At 74.6% G+C, this 26063-nt stretch carries 3 protein-coding genes (1 of these 3 only partly in view); all 3 read left to right on the top strand.

Annotation, left to right across the window (positions count from 1 at the left end):
* The first annotated feature begins 15 nt into the window (after positions 1-15).
* Tightly spaced (each overlapping or abutting the next), the 3 genes in view from KUM32_RS18550 to KUM32_RS18540 form a layout consistent with a single transcriptional unit that may run on beyond the window.
* Positions 16-13032, top strand: coding sequence for an SDR family NAD(P)-dependent oxidoreductase (locus KUM32_RS18550; RefSeq protein ID WP_217143032.1), 13017 nt, complete (start codon positions 16-18; stop codon positions 13030-13032).
* The gene (locus KUM32_RS18545; RefSeq protein WP_217143031.1) at positions 13029-17621 is read left to right on the top strand and encodes a non-ribosomal peptide synthetase; all 4593 of its coding nucleotides are present in this window, start codon (positions 13029-13031) and stop codon (positions 17619-17621) included. The genes KUM32_RS18550 and KUM32_RS18545 overlap by 4 nt, the downstream gene beginning before the upstream one ends.
* Positions 17621-26063, top strand: partial view of an L-histidine N(alpha)-methyltransferase gene (locus KUM32_RS18540; RefSeq protein ID WP_217143030.1) — the 5' portion only. It continues 10595 nt past the right edge of the window; only the first 8443 of its 19038 coding nucleotides appear in the window; its start codon is at positions 17621-17623; its stop codon lies beyond the right edge, outside the window. The genes KUM32_RS18545 and KUM32_RS18540 overlap by 1 nt, the downstream gene beginning before the upstream one ends.

Genomic DNA, 26063 nt, shown 5'->3' with positions numbered 1-26063 from the left:
ACGGGGAGAGAACACGTGGACCGTCTGGCTGTTCGCTGCCTTCTTCGGCTGACCGGGGACAACCCGATCGTCGACGATCACCGCGTGCACGGCGTGCGCACACTGCCAGGGGTGACCTTCCTCGACATCGTGTACCGCCTGCTCGGCGAGCGCGGTATCGAGCCGGGCGACGCCGGGCTCAGCGACGTTCTCTTCGTCGAGCCGCTCACCACCACCGAGGACTCCGACCGGGAGGTCACGGTCCTGCTGGAACCGGACGGCGGCCTCACACGTGTCACGGCGACCAGTCGACGCGTTCACGCCGGAGCTCCGGCCGACGACGGACAGACCACGCACCTACGGGCCATCCTCCGCGTCGGCCTGTCGGCCCTGACCGGATCGCCGAGCCCGGCGGGAGCCGCACCGCCGCGAGACATCGGCGAGGTCTACACCATCGGCAGGTCGGTGGGGATCGAGCACCGTGACTTCATGCGCTGTCACGGCACGATGCGGGTCGAGGCCGGCACGGTACGGGCGCAGCTCGCGCTCGGCACCGAGGCTCGGGCCACGGCGGACGACTTCATGCTGCACCCGGCCCTGCTCGACGGGTCGACCATGCAGGCGTACGCGCTGGCGTTCGCCGAGGCCGGAGCCGACGAGCGACCGCTGATCCCCCTGCACATCGGTGAGTTCCGCGCGGTGCGGCCACTCGGCGACACGTGCACGGTCGAGATACGGCTCACCCCGGCGGGCCCGGCCGCCGACATCGTCAAGGCCGACATCGACCTGTACGACGCCTCGGGCCTGCCGGCGGCCCGATTCACCGGCCTGGTCCTCAAGCGGGTCCGCTCCACCGAGGCGATCACCCGGCTCACCCCCTCGGCGACCGCGGCACCCGCGCCCGTGGCCACTCCCGCGCCCGTGGCCACTCCCGCGCCCGCGCCGGGCGCCTCGCTGCGCGCCGAGATCGTCGAGCTGGTCCGGCAGGTCGCGGCCGACCCGGACCTGGTGGACGTGGAGGGTGACCGCGGCTTCTACGACCTCGGCCTGGAGTCGACGGACCTGCTCGCCCTGGTCCGCTCCTTCGAGGAGCGGTGGGACATCACGCTCTACCCGACGCTGCTGTTCGAGTACCCCACCGTCGACGCGGTCACGGACCACCTGGCCGGCCTGATCCCTGACCGGCCGCGCACCGAGGCGCCACCGCCCGGCGACACCCCGGCGACCACCGCCTGCCTGACCGGCGCATGGCAGCCGGCGGCCTGGCCGGACCCGCCGTCGATCGGGTCCCTGCTGGTCATCGGCGACGCCCGGCTGCGGCCGGACCAGATCACCGCCCGGCGCGGCCCGGCTTTCCGGCGGCTGGGGGAGCGAGAGTACGAGCTGCGCCCCGGCGCGCCGGACGACCTGCGAGCCCTGCTGGCCGACCTGCCCAGCGCCCCGGACTCGGTCGTGCACCTCGGCCCGCAGGCCGGCGACGACCTACCGGAGGACGTGGAGACCGCGTGCCGGGAGATGCTGGCGCTCGCCCAGGTGCTGCTGGACGCCCCGGTGCCGGTGGTGCACGTCGCCCGGCCGCTGGTCGCCGCGGCGGTGGCCGGAATGGCCCGCACCATCCGCCTGGAGCAGCCGCGCCTGGCCGTGACCGCGGTGGAATGCGTCGGCGACCCCGATCCCCGGGCCGTTCTCGCCGAACTGTCCGGCCACGGCGAGACCTGGGTCCGGCACGACGGCGGTCGGCTCGTGCGCCGCTACCACGACGCGGCGCCCGGCGGAGCGCGGCCGCTCCGGCCCGGCGGTGTCTACCTGATCACCGGTGGCGCGGGCGGCCTGGGCCGTGCGCTCGCGGCGTCCTTCACCGAACAGGGCGCCACGGTGGTACTCGCCGGGCGTACCCCGCCCAGGGAGGTGCCGAACGCCGAGTTCGTACGCACCGACGTCACCGTGGCCGCCGACGTGCAGGCCCTGATCGACGGGATCGTCGCCCGGCACGGCCGCCTCGACGGGGTGGTGCACACCGCCGGGGTCCTCAGGGACGGCCTGCTGGCAGGGAAGTCACCGGACGACCTGTCGGCCGTGCTGGCGCCCAAGGTGCGCGGCACGTTGCTGCTGCACGACGCGACCCGCCGTCTCGGCCTCGACTTCTTCGTCGCCTTCTCGTCGGTGACCGGTGTCGCGGGCAACGTCGGGCAGGTGGACTACGCCGCGGCGAACGCCTTCGTCGACGCTTGCGCCCGTGAGTACGGGTTCACCTCGGTCGCCTGGCCGCTGTGGGCGGACGGGGGCATGCGCACCGACGCGGCGACCGAGGCGGTGTTCCGGCGGCAGGGCCAGATTCCGCTGCCGACCGACGAGGGCCGTGCGATTCTCGACGCGGTCCGGGACCACCGGGGCGGCGAGGTCGTCGTGCTGCACGGACGACCCGACCACGCCCGCCGGGCACTGGAACTGCGCGAGCCGGAGACCGCTTCCGTGGCCACGACCCTGGAACCGTCCGTGGCCGCGGTCGCCTCCTCCGCGACGACCGTTCGGGAACCCCTCGCGGCAACCGCGGGCGATCCGAAGCCGTCCGGCCGGGACATCGCCGTGATCGGTGTGGCGGGCCGCTATCCGATGGCTCCGGACCTGGACCGGTTCTGGGCGAACCTGCTCGACGGACGCGACTGCGTCACCGAGATCCCGGAACGGCGCTGGCGTCTGGCCGGCTTCTTCGAACCAGAACGGGCCGCCGGGCGCTCGTACAGCAAATGGGGCGCCTTCCTGGACGGGATCGACGAGTTCGACCCCGCGTTCTTCCGGATCACCCCGCGTGAGGCCGAGGGCATGGACCCGCAGGAACGGTTGTTCCTGCAGACCGCGTGGCACGCTTTGGAGGACGCCGGCGTCCCCCGCGCCGCGGTCGCCGGCCGGCCCGTGGGCGTCTTCGCCGGCGTCATGTTCACTCAGTACCAGATGCTCGGCCTCGGCGCCGAGGACCGGCTGCCGGTGCTGCCGACGTCGTTCACGTCGGCGGTCGCGAACCGGGTCTCCTACTTCCTCGACGCGCGCGGTCCCAGCCTCGCGCTGGACACCATGTGCTCGTCCTCGCTGACAGCGCTGCACCTGGCCTGCGAGAGCCTGCGCTCCGGAGAGAGCGAGCTGGCGCTGGCCGGCGGCGTGAACCTGATCGTCCACCCGTACAAGTATCTGCACCTGAGCCAGGTCGGGTTCGTCTCGACGGACGGGCGGTGCCGGGCCTTCGGTGCCGGCGGCGACGGGTATGTCCCCGGTGAGGGCGTCGGTGTCGTCGTCCTGAAACCCCTGGCAGCCGCCGTGGCGGACGGCGATCGCGTGCTCGCGGTGATCAAGGGCAGTGCCGTCAACCACGGCGGGCGTGCCGGCGGCTTCTACGTCCCGAACCCGACGGCGCAGGCGGACGTGGTCCGGCAGGCGCTGCACCGCGCCGGCGTGGACCCGGCCACGGTGAGCTACCTGGAGGCGCACGGCACCGGCACCGCCCTCGGCGATCCGGTGGAGATCTCCGCGCTCAGCCAGGTCTTCGCAACCGGTGACACTCGACTCGGCTCGGTGAAGTCCGGCATCGGGCACCTGGAGTCCGCGGCCGGCATCGCCGGGCTGACCAAGGTGCTGCTGCAACTGCGGCACCGCACCCTGGTGCCCTCGCTGCACGCACGACCGGCGAACGAGGCGATCGACTGGGAGCACTCCCCGCTCAGTGTCCAGCAGGACGTCGGCCCGTGGCACACCACCGGCGACGCGCCCCGGCGCGCCGGCATCAGCGCGTTCGGCGCCGGGGGCAGCAACGCCCACCTCGTGGTCGAGGAGTACCCGGCACCGGCCCCGGGAACCGGAGACGGCCCACAGGTCGTGCTGCTGTCCGCACGTACCCCGCAGGCCCTGCGCCTGCTCGCCGAGCGCTACGCCGAGCTGCCCGCCGGGGACCAGCTGGCGGACCTGGCCGACGCGGCCGGGCTCGCCGGCGCCGACCGGGACGCCTCCTTCGAGGAGCTGGGCCTGGACGCGGACGATCTGCGCCGGCTGATGCGGGCCGTGGCCGCCCGAAGCGAAGGACAGCCGCCCCGGGTGGACGCCCAGTCGAGCCTGTCCGCGGTGGCCGCGGCACTGGGCGGCGGCGTCTCGCTGGCGGACATCGCCCACACCACGCAGGTCGGGCGCGACGCGATGACCGAGCGGCTGGCCGTGGTGGCCGCGGACGTCGAGGAGCTCCGCGCGGCGCTGCGGGGCTTCCTGAACGGTGACGAGTCGCGCGTCCACCGGGGACGCGCCACGGAGCCGGTCGGCACCCCCGCGTCGGCCGACCCGGACACGCTGGCCGAGGCCTGGGTGAAGGGCGCCGTCCCGGACTGGGGCGTGCTGCACCGTGAACGGCGGGCCCGCAAGATCTCCCTGCCCGGCTACCCGTTCGAGCGGGTGCGCTGCTGGGTCGGGACGGGCACCGGCGGAACCGGCGTCACCGGCCCGGGCACCGCTGCGGCGCCCGGCGTGGCGGCGCCGCGCCCGGAGCCGGTGTCGCCGGGCGCCGACGTTCCGCGGTGGGAGCCGTGTCCCGCTCCCGAGCCGGTGACGCCGGACGGCCCGGTCGTGGTGCTCTACGCACCGGAACGGAGGGGACTGGCCGCCGAACTGGCCGCCCGGAATCCCGGCGCGCAGCTCGTCGCGATCGGCGGCCGGGTGACCGCGGACCCGCGGGTGGTCTACCTGCTCACCGGCCCGGCACCCACGGCCGGATCCGAAGCCGCGCGGGTCGCCGGCGGGGAAGCGTCCGGGGTCCGGGCGCTGGCCGCGTACGCCCGCCGCTGGGCCCGGCTGCCCGAGATCGACTGGGTCGTGGTCACCGCGGGGGCGGCCGCCGCGCCCGGACGGCGGCTCACCGACCCGTACGCGGCCGGGGTCCACGGCTTCGCCCGGGTCCTCGAGAACGAACACCGCAGGTGGTCGGTCGCCGTCGTCGACCTCGACCCGGACCACCTGACCGCGGACGTACTGGCCCCGGCGCGGCGCGGGACCCGGATCGCCTGCACCGGGACGACCGCGCACCGACAGGTGCTGGGCGAGGCCCCCGCCCCGCACGGCCCCGAGCTGCTGCGCAGGGGCGGCCGCTACCTGATCGTCGGTGGCGGCGGCGGTATCGGCCTGGCCCTGGCCCGCAAGCTGGTCGCGGAGTGGGACGCGGAGGTGGTGCTGGTCGGCCGCCGGAAGCGTCCCGACCTCGCGGCCGAGCACCGGATCCGCTACTTCCGTGCCGACGCCTGCGACGCCGGGCAGCTCGCCGCGGTACTGGAACAGGCCGGCCGGGTGCACGGGATCATGCACGCGGCGATGGTGCAGCGCTCCCGTCTGGTCCGCGACCTCTCCGACGACGACCTCGCCGAGAGCCTGGCGGCCAAGTCCGGTGTCGCCGCCGCTCTGGTGGACACGATCGGCGCATCGGAACTCGACTTCCTGCTCTTCTTCTCCTCCGCCCAGTCCTTCCTCGGCGAGCCCGGCCTGGCCAACTACGCCGCCGGATCAACCTTCCTCGACGCCTACGCACACACCCTCGACGAACGCCTGCCGTACCCGGTCCGGGCCGTCGACTGGGGTTTCTGGGGCACGGTCGGCTCAGTCGCCACCGACAAGCACCGCGCCGAACTGACCGCCGCCGGATTCCACTCCATCACCCCCGACACCGGCTTCACCGCGCTGGCCGAGGCGCTGCGCCGGCCGGCTCCGCAGCTCCTGGTGGTGCCCGGCACCGCCGCCCTGCGGCAGCGGATGACCCCCAGCGAAGGGACGACACCGGCCGTGACACCTGCCGACGGGCTGTTGACCAGCGCCGACCTGCGGGTCGTCGACGACTTCCACGCCGTCGACGAGAAAATGACCGCCATCGCCCGCAGCGCCCTGCTGGCCGTACTGCACGAGATGGGCGCATGGGACGGACCCGACCCGGATGCGGCCGAGGTGGCCCGCCGGGTGGGTGTCACCCCCCGCTACGACCGCCTGCTGCACACCCTGCTGACCATGCTCGCCGACGACGGGGTGCTCACCGTCCACCAGAACCGGTTCCGGCCGGATCGGGCCGCGCTGACCGAGGCCCTCACCGGTGGTCACGCCGGGCGTCTCGGCGAACTGGCCGCGGCCAATCCGGCGTCCGCGGTCTTCGTCGAGCTGCTGCGCCGCTGCCTCGACCGCTACCCGATGCTGCTCCGCGGCGAGTTGCTCGCCACCGACCTGCTGTTCCCCGCCTCGGGCACCTCCGCGATGGAGCGGATCTACCGGGACAACCCGATCAGCGACCTCTACAACGACGTGCTCACCGCGAGGCTGCTGGAGCGCGTCGGCCGCCGCCGGGAGCAGCTGCGTCCCGGCGAGCGGATCCGGATCGTCGAGGTCGGTTCGGGCACCGGCGGCACCACCGCCGGTCTGCTGCGCGCCCTGGCTCCCCACGGCGAGCACCTGGAGTACTGGTACACCGACCTGTCGGCGGCGTTCCTGGCCCACGGCCGCCGAGAGTTCGGCGCGCGGTACCCCTTCACGCGGTTCAAGCGCCTGGACCTCGACACCGACCCGGTCGCCCAGGGCTTCCCCGCGGACGCCTTCGACCTCGCCGTCGGCGCGAACGTCCTGCACGCCACCTCGGACGTGAGCCGCGCCGTGCGGCACCTGCGCACCGTGCTGCGCACCGGCGGGCAGTTGCTGCTCAACGAGCTGACCACGGTCACTCTGGCCGCCACCGTCACGTACGGACTGTTCGACGGCTGGTGGGCACACACCGACACCCACCTGCGGCTGCCCGGATCGCCACTGCTGGACGTGGCCGGCTGGAACGCGGTGCTGACCGGCGCCGGCTACGACGGGTTCCGGGCCCTGCCCACGGACGGTGAGACCAGCCGCAACTTCCAGCACGTCGTCGTGGCCGCCGCGGCACGAGCCGCCGAACCGGCACCGGCGCCGGCACCCGGGCGGGTCACGGCGCTGCAGGCCCCGGCACACGACGGCGCCTCGTTCACCACCGAGCTTCTGGCGCTGACCTCGGAGGCCTCCGGCATCCCCGTCGAGGATCTCGACCTGGACACCGAGATCGGTGACTACGGGTTCGACTCGGTCAGCTACAGCCTGCTCGCCGGGCGGCTCAACGACACCTTCGGTTTCGACGTGACGCCCACCCTGTTCTACGAGACCGCCACCCTGCGCGCGCTGGTCGCCCGGCTCGAGCGGGACTACGGCGCCACCCTGCGTGAACGGTACGCGCAGGCCGTACCGGAGCCGGCGGAAGCCGAGGCGCCGCCGCGCTCCGCGCCGCGGACCGGAACCGACGACCTGATCGCGGTGATCGGGATGGCTGCCCGGCTGCCCGGCAGCCGCGACCTGGACGACTTCTGGAACCACCTGGTCGCCGGGGACGACCTGGTCACCGACGTACCCGCGAACCGGTGGGACTGGCGATCCCTGCCCGCCGACGTGCCGGCCCGGCGCGGCGGCTTCATCAGCGACGCAGACATGTTCGACCCGCTGTTCTTCGGGATCTCGCCGCAGGAAGCCGCCGGCATGGACCCCCAGCAGCGGCTGCTGCTGGAGGGCGTGTGGACGGCGCTGGAGGACGCCGGCCTGCCGCCCGGCACGCTCGCCGGCCGGCCGGTCGGGCTGTTCGTCGGCGCGGGATCCAGCGACTACGACGAGATCCGACGCCGCTCGGACGTGCCCGTCGACGCGCACGCGGCCACCGCGACCGCGCACTCCATCCTGGTCAACCGGGTGTCCTACCTGCTGGACCTGCGCGGGCCGAGCGAGCCGGTCAACACCGGTTGCTCCAGCTCCCTGGTCGCGATCCACCGCGCCGCCGCGGCGATTCGCTCCGGGGAGTGCGACGTCGCGGTCGCCGGAGGCATCAACCTGATCCTGTCACCGCACAACCACCTGCTGCTCAGCCGCACCGGCATGCTCAGCCCGTCCGGGCGGTGCCAGGCGTTCGACGCCCGCGCGGACGGATTCGTCCGGGGAGAAGGGCTGGGCCTGGTCGTGCTGACCCGGGCCGGCGCGGCGGGCCGGCACCGGGTCAGGGGGCTGCTGCGCGGCTCCGCGGTCAACCACGGCGGCCGGGCCCGTTCGCTGACCGCGCCCAACCCCGCCGGACAGGCCGCGATGATCGTGCGCGCCTACACGGCGGCGGGCGTCGACCCGGCCACCGTGGGATACCTGGAGACCCACGGCACGGGCACCGAGCTGGGCGACCCGGTCGAGATCAACGGGTTGCGGCTGGCCTTCGACGAGCTGGCACGCCGTCACGGTGGGCTGCCTGGCGAGCCGTTCTGCGGGCTGGGCGCGGTCAAGGCGAACATCGGACACCTGGAGTCCGCCGCCGGCATCGCCGGGTTGCTCAAGGTCCTGCTGGCGATGCGCCATGGCGTCCTGCCGCCGGTGGCCGGGCTGGGGGAGCCGAACCCGCACCTGCGGCTCGAGGGCAGCCCGTTCCGTCTGATCCGGCAGGCGACCCCCTGGCACCGCCCGCCGGGCGGTGGCAGGCGCCGCGCCGGGGTCAGCTCCTTCGGCTACGGCGGGGTGAACGCCCATGTCGTGGTGGAGGAGCCGGACCGGCCGGCGGTCCCGGCGGAGCCGGCCGGTCCGCAGGTGTTCCCGCTCTCGGCCCGGACCCCCGAGGCCCTGCGCCGCTACGCGAGCGCGCTGCGTGCCGCCCTGGACTCGGACGTCGAACTGGTGGACGTGGCCCACACGTTGCAGCACGGCCGGGACGCGATGACCGAGCGGCTGGCGGTGACCGCCGCCGACCGGCCGACGCTCGTCGCGGCCCTCGGCGCGGCGATCGACGGCACCGGCCACCCCGCGCTGGCCCGCCCCGACGGCGTCACACCAGCCGACCGGTGGGTGGCCGGAGCCGATGCCGTCTGGCCGGACACCGGCGGCACGCTGATCCCGCTGCCCACCTACCCGTTCGAGCGGCGCCGGTGCTGGATCGGCGCGCGGCCGGAGGAGCCCTGCTCACCCGGCGAGCCCGTGGGCGCCTACGCGCCGCGCTGGCAGCGAATCGCGGACGCGAGCACCCGCCCTCCGGACGACGGACCGGTCTGGCTGCTCGGCGACGACGACTACCCGGCGAGCGACACGCACCGGGTCACCTCCACGTCGCTGGACGCGCTGCCCACGCCCACCCTCGTGCACGCGGTCGTCACCGGCGGCGAGCCCGCCGTCCGGGAGCTGTTCCGGGTGATCCGGCACCTGCAGACCCGGCCGGCCGGCGCGGGCGAGCTCACGCTGACCGTGGTCACCCGCGCCGCCACGGCCGTGGACGGGCCGGTCACCGACCCGGTGGCGGCGGCCGCGCACGGACTGGTGAAGTCGGCCCGCCGGGAATGCGAGAGGTGGCGGATCAGCGCGATCGACGTCGGCCCCGATGACGCCACCACGGTCGCCGCCGCCATGCCGGGCGACTACGCGCTGCGTTCGGGTCACTGGTACCAGCGGGTGCTCCGGCCGCTCGACGACACCGGCACCCGGCCGGTGTTCCGGGACGGCGGGACGTACGTGCTGGTCGGCGGCGCCGGGGATGTCGGCCTCGACGTGGCCGAGCACCTGGTCCGGGAACACCGCGCAAGGGTGGTGCTGATCGGCCGGACCCGCCCGGACGGCGCCCGGGCCGCCCGGATCGCCGCGTTCGACCCGACCGGCGCGTCCGTGGAGTTCCACCAGGCGGACGCTCGCGACGCGGAACGGATGCGGGCGGTGTTCGACCGGGTCGGCGTGATCCACGGCGTGGTGAACGCGGCAACAGTGGCGCGGGACCGGTCGCTGGCGGCGCTGGACGAGGACTGGTTCGCCGAGGGGCTGAACGCGAAGACCCGGACCACGCTGGCGATCGCCGAGGCGATCGGCGGCCGCGACCTGGACTTCTTCGCGATCTTCTCCTCGGTGCAGTCGTTCCTGGGCAACCCGGGCCAGGCCGCGTACGCCGCCGCCTGCACGGCCCAGGACGCGATCGGGCAGGCACTCGCCGCCCGGCTGCCCTTCCCGGTCCGCGTCCTGAACTGGGGGCCGTGGTCGGGCTCGGCGCTCACCGAGCGCCACCGGGACCGGCTGGCCGCGGCCGGTCTTCATCCGCTCCCGCCCCGCACGGGCATCGAGGCACTGGCCGGCGCGCTCGGCCGACAGGAGGTTCAGGTGGTGGTCGTCTCGGGTACCGACAAGGCTCTGTCCGGAATCGGCGTGCGGACGCCCGGCCCGGAGCCGGCTCCGCCGGCTGTCACGTCGGCCGATGCGCAGCCTGTTCCGCCGGGCGCCGAACCGTGGCGTGCGGCGGTGGCCGCCGACCTGCTGGCTCTGGTGTGCGGCGTGGCAGGGCTGAGCGCTGCCGAACTGACCGAGAACGACCAGCTCAGCCGGTTCGGCTTCGACTCCATCATGTACACCAAGCTCAGCCACCAGGTGAACATGCGCTGGGACCTGGACGCGACCCCGGCGGCGTTCTTCGGGGTGGCCACCGCCGGCGGGCTGGTGGCGAAGATCATTGAGGAGTACGGGGAAGAGCTGGCCCGCCACTATCGTCCCGTGGCACCCACCGCCCCGGTCGTGCCTCCGGCTCCAGCTGTCCCACCCGGGCGGGTCGCTTCCTCGGGGCCGGTCGCGGGCATCGGAGCCGCCGGCGCGGCGGAGCCCGCCGATGCGGACGGCGTCGCCATCGTCGGCATGGCCGGCCTGCTGCCGGGCTCGGACGACCTGGACGAGTTCTGGGCCCACCTGGCCGCCGGCGACGACCTGGTCACCGAGATCCCGGCGGACCGCTGGGACTGGCGGCGCATCCACGGCGACCCCGAGCCCGGGGAATTCCGCACCACCGCCCGCTGGGGCGGGTTCCTGCGCCGAGTGGACCTGTTCGACGCGGACTTCTTCGGCATCTCGCCCACCGAGGCGGTCGCGATGGACCCGCAGCACCGGCTGGTGCTCGAAGCGACCTGGACGGCGATCGAGGACGCCGGTATCCGGCCCTCCGCCCTGGCCGGCACCGACACCGGCGTCTTCGTCGGCAGCAGCACCTACGACTACTTCGAGCTCCAGCACGCGCTGGGGGTGCCGCTCGACGGGTACGGCACCGTCGGCCGGGCGCACGCCATCCTGTCCAACCGGGTGTCGTACCTGCTGGACCTGCACGGCCCGTCCGAGACGATCGACACCGCCTGCTCGTCGTCGCTGGTCGCCGTGCACCACGCGGCGGAGGCGATCCAGCGGGGGGACTGCACGGTCGCACTGGCCGGCGGCGTCAACGTGATCGCGTCGCCGACCCTGTTCGTCGACATGAGCCAGGCCGACATGCTCAGCCCGGACGGCCGCTGCCGCGCCTTCGACGCCCGCGCCAACGGCATCGCCCGGGCCGAGGGGGTGGGGGTCGTGGTGCTCAAGAGGCTCAGCACGGCCCTCGCGGACGGAGACGTCATCCACGGCGTGCTGCGCGGCAGCGCGATCAACCACGGTGGGCGCAGCAACTCGCTCACCGCGCCGAACCCGGCCGCCCAGGCCGCCTGCATCGTGGCCGCGCACCGCCGCGCCGGGACCGACCCGCGCACGGTGACCTACGTGGAGACCCACGGGACCGGCACCGAGCTGGGCGATCCGGTCGAGATCGAAGGCCTCAAGACCGCCTTCCGGCAGCTGTACGCCGATCACGGCACCGACGGCACCGATCACCGTGTCGCGCTCGGCGCGGTGAAGAGCAACACCGGGCACCTGGAGGCGGCCGCCGGCGTGACCGGGCTGATCAAGGTGCTGCTCGCCATGCGGCACCGCGAGCTGCCCGGCAACCCGCACCTGGAGACGCTCAACCCGCACCTGCGTCTCGACGGCAGCCCGCTGCACGTGCTGCGCGACGGTGAGCCGTGGCGGCGCGTGACCGGCCCGGACGGCACCGAGGCGCCGCTGCGCGCAGGGCTGAGCTCGTTCGGTCTCGGCGGTGTCAACGCGCACCTCGTGCTGGAGGAGTTCCGCACCCGGCCGAGCGCCGGTCGCACCGGGCCCTACCTCTTCGTGCTGTCCGCCCGCGACGCCGAGCGGCTGCGTGGCAACGCCGAGAACCTGGTCCGCTGGGCGCGGGACGCCGGCCAGGTGGACCCGGCCGCCCTCGCCTACACACTGCAGACCGGCCGGGAGGTCTTCGCCGAGCGGCTCGCCGTGGTCGCGGACGACCTCGCCGGCCTGGTGAAACGCCTGGAGGAGTGGCTGGTCGGCGCGACTGCCGACGGCGTCAGCGCGGGCGACGGGCAAGGGACCGGCACGGCACTGCTGCTGGACGGCCCCGAGGGACGCCAGTACCTGCGCACCGTGGTGGCGGCCGGCAAGCTCGAAAAGATCGCCAGACTGTGGGTGGACGGCGTCGAGATCGACTGGGCCGAGCTGTGGCCGGGGGAGCCGATCCGCCGGGTTCCGGCGCCGGTCTCCGCCTTCACCCGGCAGAGCTACTGGATCACCCCCGGGCCGCGATTCGACCATGCTCAGGCCGCCTCGGCCGGGCTCGCCGGAATCGATCCGGATCGGATCACCGACACATGGTCCGAGCCCGTAGCGGCCGTACCGGTCCCCCCGTCCGGGCCGGCGCCGACAGTGGCCGGAGCGGACACCGAAGGCGATCCGGAGGCAGCTGTGCGCGACCACGTCCGCACCCTGCTCGCCGCGCACCTGGGCATGGCACCGGACCGTCTGCCGCCCGACCGGGTGCTGTCCGACGTCGGCGTGGACTCACTGGGCCTGCGCCGCCTCAGCCGCCGCCTCGGCGCCACCTACGGCGTCGACATACCCGCCCGCATGTTCGGTGTCGGGCAGACCGTGCGCGCTCTGGCCCAGGCCGTGCACGACACGTACGGACCGCTGCCCGCGGCCGCCCCGCCCGAGTCGACGCCTGCGCCGGCCGCCGCCTCGGCCGCGGCGCCCGAGCCCACCCCCGCGCCGGTCGCCGCCCACGGAGTCGGCGCCCTGCTGGCCGGGCTGCGCGACGGATCGGTCACGGTCGACGACGCGCTGGCCGAGCTGCGGCAGGGGGGCGTCCGATGAGCCCGGCACTGCGCGATGTCCTCGCCGCGGTCGCCGCCGGCGAGCTGCCGGACGACATCGCCGAGTCGCTGCTGCGCGGCCTGACCGTCACAGTGCCGGAGCCGGGGCCGTACCCGCTCAGCCGTGGCCAGGCGGCGCTCTGGGCCATCCACGCGAGTCGGCCCGGCACCACCTCCTACAACCTGCCGCTGGGGCTGTGGCTGGGCGACGGGACCGACCCGGACGTGCTCACCCGGGCCCTGATCGCCGCCGTGGAAAGGCAGCCCGGTCTGCGGATCGCCGTCCGGCTGGACGGGACCACGCCGGTGCAGGAGATCACCGAGCGCCCCGCCGAGGTGGTCCGGCTCGACCTCCGGCACGTCACCGACGGGGAGTTCGCCGCGCGCATCCGGCGCCTGGTGCACACCCCGTTCGACCTGGAGCACGACCCCCTGCACCGGATGTGGCTGATCGCGGCGCCCGGTGGCCGGACACTGCTGCTCCTGGTGTTCCATCACATGATCACCGACGGGATCTCCAGCCACCTGCTGCTGCGCGACATCGTGGCCTGCCACGACGCGCTGGTCCGTCGAGGCGTTCTGCCGCCGGTCGAGCCGGCCACCCCGTACCGCGAGTTCGTCCGCCGTCAGCGGGAACTGCTCGACGGGCCGGAGGCCGACACGCACCGCCGTTGGTGGCTCGACCGGCTGGCCGGTGCCTCCAGCGGTCCGGTCCTCGACGCGATCACCGATCGGCACCGGGGCGAGCCGCCCACCGCCGACACCGGCGCGATGGTGCAGTTCCGGCTGCCGGAGGAGACCTGGACGGCCGTCCGCCGGGTCGCCGGCGCGGCCGGACTGACCCCCTTCAGCGTGCTGCTGGGTGCCTTCGCCGCACTGCTGCACCGGCACTCCGGTCACCGCGACATCAGCGTCATGGTGCCGACCGACGGCCGGATCTCCGAGCGATTCGACCGCACCGTGGGCTACCTGATCAATCCGGTGGTGGTAAGGGTCGACTGCGACCCGCGGCGCAGCCTCGCCGAGCTGATGACGGCCGTGCACGACCACATGGCGCAGGCCGAGGAGCACAGCTCCTACCCGTTCGCCGCCGTGGTCGGTGACCTGCGCCGCGCGGGCGGCACCGCGGTCTCCTTCGACATCGGCTTCTACCTGCAACAGGGCGTCGGCGGCGACCAGGACATGGCCGCCGGGCAGACCGTCTTCGACGACGCCCTGGAGCTGACCCAGGAGGGCGAGAACCCGCTGGTCGTCGAGGTGGTGGTGCGCGGGTCGGAGGCGTTGGTCCACCTCAAGTACGACCGTGAGCTGTTCGACCCGGCCACAGCCGAGCGCCTGGCCGAGCACTACCGGCTGCTGCTGGAAACCGTGGCCGCCGATACGCGGCAGCCGATCGGCGGTCTGCCCCTCGTCACTGCGGCGGAACGCGCCCTCGTCGACCGGGCCAACGACACCCGTGCCACCCGGCCGCGCGACGTGACCGCGGCCGGCCTGGTGCTGGCCCGCGCGGCGTCGGCCCCGGAGCGCGTCGCGGTGGTGGACGCCGACGGTGCCACCAGCTACGGCGAACTGGCCCGACGGGTGCACGCACTGGCGCGAACCCTCCGCGAGTCCGGTGTGGGCCGCGGCGACCTGGTCGGCGTGTTGTCCGGCCGGCGAGCCGCCGTGATCGTGGCGATGCTGGCGGCGCACACCGCCGGCGCGGCCTACGTGCCGCTCGACCCGGACTTCCCGGCCGCCCGCCTCGCGCACATCTGCACCGACGCCGGCCTCGCCGCGGTCCTGGTCGACCCGGCGTACGCCGGCCGGCTGCCGGCCGGGACGCCGGGCGCCCGCATCCCGCTCGGTGACCCGGGCGACGCCGCCGATGGCACGCCGGTCGCCTGCCACGACGACGATCTCGCGTACGTGCTCTACACCTCCGGGTCCACCGGCCGGCCCAAGGGCGTCGAGGTCACCCACGGCAACCTGGCCAACTTCCTCACCGCGATGGCGGACCGGCCCGGGTGCGCCGAAGACGACGTGCTGCTGGCCGTCACCACGGCCGGGTTCGACATCGCCGGCCTCGAACTGCTGCTGCCGCTCACCCAGGGCGCGACCGTCCACATCGCGCCGGCCGAGATCACCCGGGACGGCTTCGCGCTGGCCGGTCTGCTCGACAGCAGCGGCGCGACCATCGTTCAGGCCACACCGGCCACCTGGCAGATGCTGCTCGCCGCCGGCTGGAGCGGACGGGTACCCAGGCTGCTCTGCGGCGGAGAGGCGCTGAGCGCCGAGCTGGCGGCCGAGCTGCTCGACCGCTCCGGCGAGCTGTGGAACATGTACGGCCCGACCGAGACCACGATCTGGTCCTCGGCGCTGCGGGTACGCCGCGACCGGCCGATCACGGTCGGCACCCCGATCGCGAACACGACGTTCCACCTCGCCGGGCCGGACGGTGGCCCGGTCCCGTTCGGTGCCACCGGGGAACTGCTGATCGGCGGCGACGGCGTCGCCCGCGGCTATCGCGGCCGCCCCGAACTGAACGCCGAGCGTTTCGTCGAGCAGGACGGGCAGCGGCGCTACCGCACCGGAGACCTGGCGCGCTGGACCGAGAACGGCGAGATGCTGCTGGTCGGCCGCGCCGACCGGCAGATCAAGCTGCGCGGGCACCGGATCGAGCTCGGCGAGATCGAGGCGGCGATCCGGCGTACCGGTGTGACCGGCGAGGCGCGGGTGGTCCTGCGTGAAGAGCGGCCCGGGCATCCGCGTCTGGTCGCCTTCGTCGTCGCCGAGCCCGCAGCAGCCGCGACGGTCGCCGGGCGGATCGAGGAGTGGCTTCCGGCGTACATGATCCCGTCCCGGACCGTGCCGGTGACCGGCCTGCCGATGACCCCGAACGCCAAGATCGACGCGGCCCGGCTCGCCACCGGCTCCCTCGACGAACTGATCCGCGAGTTCGGCCGTGCCGAGAGACCGCGGGAGACCCGGCCGGACGACAGCGGCCGGTTGCCGGCCATCCTGCGGGAGCTGGCCGCGGAGATCGCCGGGGTGGCGCCGGAGGACATCCCGGTGGACCGGCCGCTCGGCGAGGCGGGCTTCGACTCGGTCGGTCTCACCCGGCTCGCGATGGCGGTCCGCACCCGCTTCGGCGTACCGGTCAGCCCCACGCTCTTCTACGCGCACCCCGCGCTCAGCTCGCTCGCGGCGCGGCTCGGCGCGGACCGCCCGGAGGTCTTCAGCGAGACCGAAGCCGAGCCCGGGCCGGCCCGGGCGGCGGCCACCGTCCGGGCGTCCGGGCCCGCAGTACCTCCGGAGGCCCTCGGCTACCCGCCCGTGGCGATCATCGGCGTCGGCGGCCGGCTGCCGGCCTCGGGGTCGCTGCACGAGTTCTGGACCCACCTCGCCGAGGGCCGCGACCTCACCGCGCCGTACCCGCTGGAGCGCGGCTTCTCCGCCCAGGTGTTCCCGGAACGCTTTCGCGGCTCGTTCGTGCGCGACGTCGACGCCTTCGACGCGGGACGGTTCCGGATCTCGCCGCGCGAGGCGGCCCAGATGGATCCGCAGCACCGGCTCCTCCTGCACGCCGCGGACGAGGCCCTGCTCGACGCCGGACTCGTGCCCGCGGCGCTGGCCGGCAGCCGTACCGGGGTGTTCGTCGGTCTCAGCGGCGCCGACTATCTGAGCCTGCTGGGCCCGGGCTCGCCGGAGATGGGCGATCACTTCCTGATCGGCAACGTCGCCTCGATCGCGGCCAACCGCATCTCCTACGTGTATGACCTGCACGGCCCCAGCGCGGTCTACGACACCGCCTGCTCCAGCTCCCTGGTGGCCATCCACCGCGCGGCCCGCGCTCTGCACCTCGGTGACTGCGAACTCGCCCTGGCCGGCGGCGCGAACCTGCTGCTGTCCCCGCACGGCTTCACCGGTCTGCGCCGCGCCGGAATGCTCAGCGCCGACGGGCGGTGCAAGACCTTCGACGAGCGCGCCGACGGCTACGGCCGGGGCGAGGGCGTGGTCCTGCTGGCGCTCAAACTGCTGGAGCGCGCGGTCGTCGACGGGGACCCGGTGCACGGCGTCCTGATCGGGTCGGCCGAGAACCACGGCGGACACACTCACTCGCTGACCGTGCCCAACCCGCAGGCCCAGCGCGACGTGCTGCTCGCGGCGCACCGGGCGGCGGCGGTGCCGCCCGACACCATCGGCTACATCGAGGCGCACGGCACCGGGACGCCACTCGGCGACCCGATCGAGGTGGACGCGCTGCGGGAGGCGTTCGGGCAGCTCTACCGCGACTGGGGGCGGCCGGTCGTGGAGGGGCGCACCGGGCTCGGCTCGGTCAAGACCAACATCGGCCATCTGGAGGCCGCCGCCGGTGTCGCCGGAGTGGTCAAGGTGCTGCTGAGCATGCGGCACCGCCTGATACCCGGCCTGGCCGGCCTGGACACCCCCAACCCGATGATCGACCTGGCCGGCAGCCCGTTCCGGCTCCAGGCCGAGGCACAGCCCTGGGAGCCGCAGGAGGGCGTACCGGCACGCGCCGGCGTCAGCTCCTTCGGCATGGGGGGCAGCAACGTACACGTCGTCGTGGCGGAAGCGGAGAAGGACTGATGGGTAACAGCACCGAGGACCGTGCCGCCCGGCTGATCGTCCTGTCGGCCGGCGGCCGCGACGGGCTCGACCGGTACCGGGCCGAGCTGGTCACCTGGCTGCGGGCGCACCCGGAGGCGGCGCTCGACCGGATCGAGAGCACCCTGCGCACCGGCCGCGAGGAACTGGTCGAACGGCTCGCCGTGGTCGTGACCGGCGTCGCCGAGCTGACCGAGCGGCTGCGCGACGGCACCGGGGTGGTCACCGGCACCGCCGTGCCGGCCACCGGCGAGCCCGTCCAGGCCGCGGATCTCCACGAGGCCGCCCGGCTCTGGGTCGCGGGTATCCCGGTCCGCTGGCCGGAGCAGGCGGGTCGGCGCCCGGCCCGGCTGTCGCTGCCGCAGCCGCCGCCGGTGACCCGCCGGTACTGGATCGCACCGCCGGCCGCCCTCACCGCCGACCCGGCCGAGCGGCTGCTCACCGGCGACGAGTTCTTCCTGCGCGACCACGCGCTGGGGGAGGTGCGCGTCCTGCCCGCCGTCGCGGCCCTGGAGTTCGCCGTCGACGCCGCCGCCCGCGCCGGGCACGGGCGCGCCACCGGCGTCGACAACGTCCTCTGGGCCCGGCCGGTCCTGTTCACCGGCGAACCGGTCCGGGTACGGCTGCGATTCGCGCCCGCCGCCGACGGTGTCGCCTACGAGCTGCGGCGCGTCGACGGCACCCCGGACGGCGAGCTGTGCTCGACCGGAACCCTGCGGTTCGGCGCCACCGCGTCGGCCCCGTCCCTCGACCTGGCCGCGATACGCACCCGCCTGCCACGGACCACCTCGGCCGACGACTGCTACGCGGTCTTCACCGCGCTCGGCGGCGGATACGGGCCGAGCCTGCGCGGGCTGCGATCCATGCGGTCCGTCCAGGGCGAGGCGCTGGCCGAGGTCGCCGTTCCCGACGCCGCGGACCTGCCGTTCGACGACTTCACCCTGCACCCGTCCCTGCTGGACGCCATGCTGCAGGCGGCGCTCTGGACCGCCGCCGACCCGTCCGCGCCCCGGCCCCGCGAACTGCCCTTCTCCATCGACCGGGTGGAGATCCTCGGGCCGCTGCCGCAACGCGGGTACGCCCATGCCGTCGCCACCGCGACCGGCCACGACATCGCACTCACCGACGCCGACGGCAGCATCGCCGTCCGTCTGCACGGCGTGGTCACCCGTGCCGTCAAGGATCCGGCCGACGCGGTGGACACCCACCTGCTGGCGCAGCGCTGGCAGGACGCCCCCGTTCGCCGCGGCGCCCCCGCCGCCGACCGCACGGTGATCCTGGGGACCGGTGAGGACGGGCCCTTGCCGAACTCCGGCCCGCTCGTGGTGGTCCGCCTCGGCGACGACGATCCGCTGCCCGGCCTGGTCCGGCTCTTCCGGACCTGGGCCGCGCAGCCGAAGCGGCAGCCGATCCGGGTACTGCACGTGTTCCGCCCGTCCGGTGCGGTCACCGACGCCCGCCTGCTGGCTCTGGACGGCATGGCGCGCAGTATCGCCAACGAGCACCCGGACTTCCGCGCCGCGGTGATCACGACCGATGGCGCCGACCTGCGGGGGGTCGCCGACGCCGAGGCCGCGGCGGACCACGAGTTCCGGGTCCGGTACACCGCCGCCGCCCGGCAGGTGGCCCGGTGGGAGCCGATCGTCCCCGCCCCCGTACCGGCGCCGCTGAGGCCTGCCGGGACCGTCCTGGTCACCGGCGGCGCCGGCGCGCTCGGCCGGCACCTCGTCAGCCACCTGGGCCCGTCGGCCCGGTACGTGCTCACCGGCCGCTCCGCCGACGCCGACCTGACCGCCCTGCGCGCCGCCGGGCTCGACGTCCACTACCTGCCCTGCGACCTGGGCGCGACCGGGGCGGCCGAGCGGCTGGTCGAGCGCATCCACCAGATGTTCGGCCCGTTGCACGGGGTGCTGCACCTGGCCGGGGTCACCCGTGACGCGTTCCTGCTGCGCAAGACCGACGAGGACATCGCCGCGGTGCTGGGGCCGAAGGTCGACGGCACTCTCGCACTGGACCGGGCCACGGCCGCGGACCCGCTCGACTTCTTCGTCTGCTTCTCCTCGATGTCCGGCGCGGGCAGCCCGGGCCAGGCCGACTACGCGTACGCGAACCGTTTCCTCGACGCGTTCGCGGCCTGGCGTCGCGGCAGCGACCGGCCCGGCCGCAGCCTCAGCGTGCTGTGGTCGCTGTGGGCCGACGGCGGCATCCGGATGGACGCCGACGACACCACCCAGGCCCGCATCGCCCGCCGCGCAGGGCTCCGGCCGCTGCCGACCGCGGACGCCCTGCGCGCCTGGGACCGGGCGCTGGGCCACGACGGCGATCACGTGCTCGTGGCACACGGCGAGCTGGATCGCATCCGCGGCCTGCTCGACGCGCCGGCGCCGGCGACGGGCCCGGCCCCGGTGCCGACGGCCGCCACCGGGCCGGACACCGCGGCCGCCGAGGACTTCCTGCGCGGCGTGCTCGCCGAGGTCCTCGAGTACCCGCCGGAGGACATCGAGGCGGACACCGCGTTCGAGCAGTACGGCATCGACTCGCTGTTGATCATGGAGCTGACCCGGCGGCTCGAGGACGACTTCGGATCACTGCCGAAGACCCTCTTCTTCGAGTACCAGGAACTGCGCGGGCTCGCCGGCTGGTTCGCGGAGCACCACGGCGACCGCCTCGCCGACCTCACACCGGCGTCGGCACCGGCACCGGCACCGGCACCGGCACCGGTACCGGCACCGGCACCGGCACCGGCACCGGTACCGGTACCGGCACCGGCACCGGCACCGGTACCGGCGCCGGTCGTCCCGCCGACCGTGGCGGCCGCACCGGAAGCCACCCCGAGCGGCGCCCCTCTCACGCCGCCCTCCGCGGACGCCCCGGAGCCCATCGCGATCATCGGCGTCGCCGCCCGGTTCGCCGAGTCCGACACCCTCGACGAGTTCTGGGCCAACCTGCGAGCCGGCCGCGACCTGATCACCGAGATTCCGCAGGACCGCTGGAACTGGCGCGACTACGACGAGGCCACTGCGGCGGACCGCGCCGCCGAGTACAGCCGGTGGGGCAGTTTTCTGCGCGGCATCGACCGGTTCGACCCGCTCTTCTTCGGTATCTCCCCGCGCGAGGCGGAGATCATCGACCCGCAGGAGCGGCTGTTCCTGCAGACCGCCTGGCACGCCATGGAGGACGCCGGGCTCACCCGGGCCGACCTGCGCGCTCGCCGCGTCGGTGTGTACGCCGGTGCCATGTACGGCCTCTACCAGCTCCACGAGGCCGCCGACGGCCGTATCGGCGCCTCGTCGCACGCGTCCATCGCCAACCGGGTCTCGTACACCCTGGGCGTGACCGGCCCCAGCCTGGGCGTGGACACCATGTGCTCCTCGTCGTTGACGGCCATTCACCTCGCCGTGCGTGACCTGCGTTCCGGTGAGGCCGACATGGCCCTCGCCGGGGGCGTCAACCTGCACGTCCACCCGTACAAGTACCGCTTCCTCGGCCAGGGCGGCTTCACCTCCAGCGACGGCCGTTGCCGTAGCTTCGGCGCGGACGGCGACGGCTACGTGCCCGGCGAGGGCGTCGGCGTGGTACTGCTCAAGCCCCTGTCGGCCGCCGTCCGCGACGGCGACCACGTCCACGGCGTCATCCTGGGCAGCTCCGTCAACCACGGCGGCAAAACCAATGGCTTCACCGTGCCCAACCCGGTCGCCCAGAGCGACCTCGTCGAGCGGGCACTGGCCGAGGCCGGGTTCGCCGCCGCCACACTCGGATACCTCGAGGCTCACGGCACCGGCACCGCGCTCGGCGACCCGGTGGAGATCCGGGCGCTGGCTCGCGCGCTGGGCGCCTCCGGCCTGCCCCGGGGCAGTCTGCCGATCGGCTCGGTGAAGTCCAACATCGGCCACCTCGAGTCGGCCTCCGGCATGGCCGGGCTCTGCAAGGTGCTCCTGCAGATGCGGCATGGGGAACTGGTGCCGTCGCTGCACGCCGATCCTGCCAACCCGAACATCGACTTCGACTCCACGCCGCTGCGGGTGCAGACCGAGGTGGCCCCGTGGCCGCGCCGGGACGGCCTGCCGCGCCGCGCCGGGATCAGCTCGTTCGGCGCGGGCGGGGCCAACGCCCACCTGGTCGTCGAGGAGTATGTCCCCGGGCCCGCGCCGGCCGCCGCACCGGGCCCCTGGCTCTTCCCGCTCTCCGCCCGCACCCCGGAGAGCCTGCGCGCGCTGGCCGGGCGGCTGGCCGACGCCGTGGAGAACCGCCTCGCCGACCGGCTCGCCGACGTGGCATACACGCTGCAGCACGGCCGCGAGGCCTGGGCCGACCGCATGGTGGTGCTCGCCTCCACGGCGGACCAGCTGGCCGATCGGCTGCGCGCGGGCGCCGGAACCGGCGTGTGGACGGGCAGCGTCCGCGGCCGTGGCGCCTCCCGCGCCACGCCACCGGCCACCACGGACCCGGCCGGCCTGGCCGCCGCCTGGACCCTCGGCGCGACCGTCGCCTGGCCCGGCACCGGGCGGCGGCTGCCCCTGCCCGGCTACCCGTTCGAGGAGCTGCGCTGCTGGCTCACCGAACAGATCTGGGCGCCGCCGCCGGCGGCCGGACCGGCCACGCATCCGCTGCTGGACGAGATCGAGCCGGCCGGCAGCGTGGACGGCCTGACCTACCGCACCGCCTTCTCCGCCGCGCACCCGCTGATCGACGGGCACCGCGTCGGCGACATGCGCCTGCTTCCCGCCGCGGCGGTCCTGGAGATGGCCCGGGCCGCCGCCGCGAACGCCGGGTACCCGGTGCCGGTCCGGCTGCGCGACGTCCGGTGGCTGCGTCCGCTCGTGGTCACCGAGGCCACGGCCTCCGCCCGGACCCGGCTGCGCCGCGACGGCGCCGGCCTGGCCTTCGCGCTGCTCGGCGACACCGGCGACCGGCTGGCCGAGGGCGTTGTCGAGGCATTGACCGACGACGTGCCGGAGCCCGTACCGGTCGAGCTGCTCCGCGCCGCCCTGCCGCACCGGCACGACGGCGCGGACGTCTACGCCGACCTGGCCGGAGCCGGCCTGGTGTACGGCCCGGCGATGCGCACCGTCGAATGGATCGCCGCCGGCGACGGGGAGGCGCTGGCGAGTCTGCGCGTGCCTGCCGAAGCCGCCCGGTTCGCCGGCTGCGCGCTGCCACCCGCGCTGATCGACGGTGCCCTGCACACGTTCGCGGTGCTGCGCGACCGTGCCGGCGGACCGGCGATGGTGCCCTTCGCGCTCGCCGCCGCCGAGGTGTTCGGGACGCTGCCCGAGCAGGTGTACGCCCATGTGCGCGCCGTCGGCCCGGACCGGTACGACCTGACCCTGACCGACCCGGCCGGCACCGTTCGCGTACGGCTGCGCGACCTGTCCCTGCGTCCGGCTCCCGCACCGCGGACGGCCGGCGCCGGGCCCGCCGTGACCGGGCGAGCGGTGGACGACCTGATGTACCTGCCCCGCTGGTCACCGGCGCCGGCCGAGCCGTTGGCCGCGCCCGGCTCGGACACCTGGCTGATCCGGCCGTCGTCCGCCGCGCCGCTCGCTGCCGCCCTCGCCAGCCGGCTCGGCGGTTCCGTCACCGAGATCGAGCCCGAGCACTTCACCGCACCGGCCGGGCGCCCCGGCCACGTGATCGTGCTCTCCGGCCCGGCGCACGGGCGCACCGACGACCCTGCCGCCCTCGACCTCGCGCAGGAGCGCGGCGTGCTGGCCCTGTTCCGCGTCGCCAAGGCGCTGCAACGGTCCGGCGCACCGGTACAGCTGACGGTGGTCACCGAGGACGCACTCAGCACCGGCACCGAGCCGGTCCGCAACCCGTACGCGGCCGGTCTGCACGGGCTGGCCCTGTCCCTGGCCCAGGAGCATCCGCGCTGGCGGGTGGCCGTGGTCGACCGCTCCTCGGCCGACCCGGTCTCCGCGGACGTCCTCGACGTGCCGGCCGGCGGCCCGTACGCCCTGCGCGCCGGTGTCCTGTACCGCAGAAGTCTGGTCCCCGCCGCCGCCACGACGACGACGCGCGAGCCGATACGCCACGGCGGGGTCTACCTGATCCTCGGCGGTGCCGGAGGACTCGGCCTGGAGCTCACCGAGTGGTTGGTCCGCGGCTACCGGGCCAAGGTCGTGCTGGTGGGACGCAGTGAACTCGACGCCGACCGCCGCGACCGGCTGCGCCGTCTCGACCCGGCCGGTGAGCTCATCTCGTATCGGCGGGCCGACGCCACCGACCCGGCGGCGCTGGGCGACGTGGTCACGGCGGTCCGGGCCGAGCACGGCGCGCTGCACGGAGTCGTGCACGCCACCATCGTGCTGCGCGACCAGACCGTCGCCACGATGACCGAGGACACCTTCCGGTCCGTGCTCGACGCCAAGACCCGTACGTCGGTGGCGCTGCACCGCGCCCTGGGCACCGCCGACGGGCTCGACTTCGTCCTGTTCTTCTCCTCGGCGGTGGCCCTGTCGGGCAGCGCCGGGCAGGCCAACTACGCCGCCGGATCGACGTTCGAGGACGCCTTCGCACACCATCTCGACGACGTGCTGGCCGCCCGCTCGGCCGTCATCAACTGGGGCTACTGGGGCACTGTCGGCATCGTCGCCGACGACCGGCACCGCGAGCGCCTGGCCCGGACCGGGATCCACTCGATCACCCCGGCCGAGGGCATGGCAGCCGTGCACGACGTGCTGGGCCGTACCGATCGGCAGGTCGTGGTGATCAAGGCGACCGCCGAGGTGCTCGCTGCCGCCGGAGTCGAACGGACCGCCGCCGAGCAGGCCGGCGACGAGCTGGCACCCTCGGCGGCAGCGCTGCCGCCGGTCGCCCGTCTGTTGACCGAGAGCGACCAGGCGCGTCTGGACGAGGTCGTGCTCGGCTGGCTCTGGGGACTGTTCCGGGGCGAAGGGGTGTTCCGGACCGGCGGTGAACGGTGGACCGCCGACGAGCTGCGGCGGCGTCTGCGGATCGCCGACGGTCAGTCCCGGCTCTTCGCCGAACTGCTGCGCGTGCTCACCGTCGCCGGATTCCTGCACGACGACGGCACCGCGCTGACCACCACGGCCCGCCCGGCCCCCGCCGACCCGGAGAACGAACTGGTCGTGCTCTGCGAAGGGCAACCCGCGCTGAACCGCATCGACCGGCTGCTGAGGCCCTGCATGCACCACCTGTTCGGGGTGCTCCGTGGCACCGTCCGCGCGACCGAGGTGATGTTCCCCGGCGGGTCGACGGAGCTGGTGGAGGGCGCGTACCGGGGCAGCCCGGTGGTCGACCGCGCCAACGAACTCGTGGTCGCCGCCGTGCTGGACCGGGTGGGCCGGCCCGGCGGGCCGGTCACGGTCGTCGAGGTCGGCGCCGGAACCGGCGGGACCACCGCGAGCCTGCTGCCCGCCCTGGCCGCGACCGGCGCGGAACTGACGTACGTCTACACCGACATCTCGCCCGCCTTCCTGCAGCACGGCCGACAGCGGTTCGCCGAGCGCTACCCGACGGTCCGCTTCCAGCAGCTCGACATCTCGGGCGACCCACTCGCGCAGGGCTTCCCTCACGGCGGCGCGGACATCGTGGTCGCGGCGAACGTCCTGCACGCCACCCCGGACCTGCCGCACACCCTGCGCGCGGTCGCGACGCTGCTCAAACCCGGCGGGCAACTGGTGCTCAACGAGGCCACCAGCAACGTCGTCACCGCCACGCTCACCTTCGGCCTGCTCGACGGCTGGTGGCTGCACCGCGACACCGGCCTGCGCCTGCCCGGTTCGCCGCTGCTGTCCGGCCCCGGCTGGCGCACCGCGCTCGACCTGGCCGGATTCGCCCGCAGCCGGGCGTTCCCCGCCGACGAGGGGCTCACCCAGCACGTCGTCGTCGCGGAGACCGGCCAGGCCGGGCCGGCGCCCGTCGCCGCACCCACGGCGGAGCCGGCGCCGGCACCCGCGGCCGAACCGGCGTCCGGGCCGCATGCCGGCGGCGAGGACCGGCTCGTCGAGGCCGCCCGCGACTATGTCAAGGACGCGTTCGTCCAGGTGCTCCAGGTGCCCCGGGACCGGCTGTGGCTGGACGAGACCTACGAGAACTTCGGGGTCGACTCACTCACCGTGCCCCGCATCGCCGACCTGCTCGCCGAGCGCATGGGCGACCTGCCGGCCACTCTGCTGTTCGAACACCCGACCATCCGCGAGGTCGCCGACCACCTGGTCGAGCGGTATCCGGACAGGGTGCGGGCCCTGGTGCCCGACCAGCCCCGGTCCGCGCCGGCCCAGGTCACCGAGCGTGCCGGACGGCCGGTGGAGACGGCGACGGCCGCGGACACCCGGATCGCCGTCATCGGCGTCGCCGGCCGGTACCCGCTCGCCGACGACGTCGACGCGTTCTGGACCAATCTGCGAACCGGGCGGGACTGCATCCGCGAGGTGCCGGCCGAGCGCTGGGATCCGCGGG

This window comes from Streptomyces sp. AC627_RSS907, assembly GCF_019049165.1.
This window is presented reverse-complemented; position numbering and strand designations above follow the sequence as displayed.